Source organism: Novosphingobium sp. B-7 (genome assembly GCF_000410615.1).
Lineage (GTDB): Bacteria > Pseudomonadota > Alphaproteobacteria > Sphingomonadales > Sphingomonadaceae > Novosphingobium > Novosphingobium capsulatum.
Map to the genome: position 1 here is coordinate 1,410 of NZ_KE148369.1, position 371 is coordinate 1,780.

Annotated in this window: 1 protein-coding gene; it reads left to right on the top strand. The window is 68.7% G+C overall.

Annotated features, from left to right (window positions below; translation table 11 throughout):
- On the top strand, window positions 1–371 hold a 371-nt coding region (locus tag H926_RS34805; RefSeq protein WP_043609770.1), incomplete at both ends, for a PfkB family carbohydrate kinase.

The following is a 371-nucleotide window of genomic DNA, read 5'->3' on the forward strand; positions in this document are numbered from 1 at the left end:
GATGCCATGGTGCGGGTGGATGGCGCCACGCGCGTCAACCTCAAGCTGGTCGATGCTGACGATACCACCGACATCAATCTCGATGGCCTGGCGGTGACCGATGAAACCCTTGCCACCGTGCTCGATGGGCTGACGGCCATGGCCGCACCGGGAGACATGGTGGTTCTGGCGGGCAGTCTCCCCCCCGGCTGCCCGCCAGCCTGCTATGCCACGCTGGTGGCGCGGCTGCGCGCACAGGGCGTGCACGTGCTGCTCGATGCCAGTGGTGATCCGCTGGCGCGCGCGCTGACCGCGCCCGTGCTGCCGCACGTGATCAAGCCCAACCGCGATGAACTGGCCGCCTGGGCCGGAGAGGCACTGCCCGATTGCAC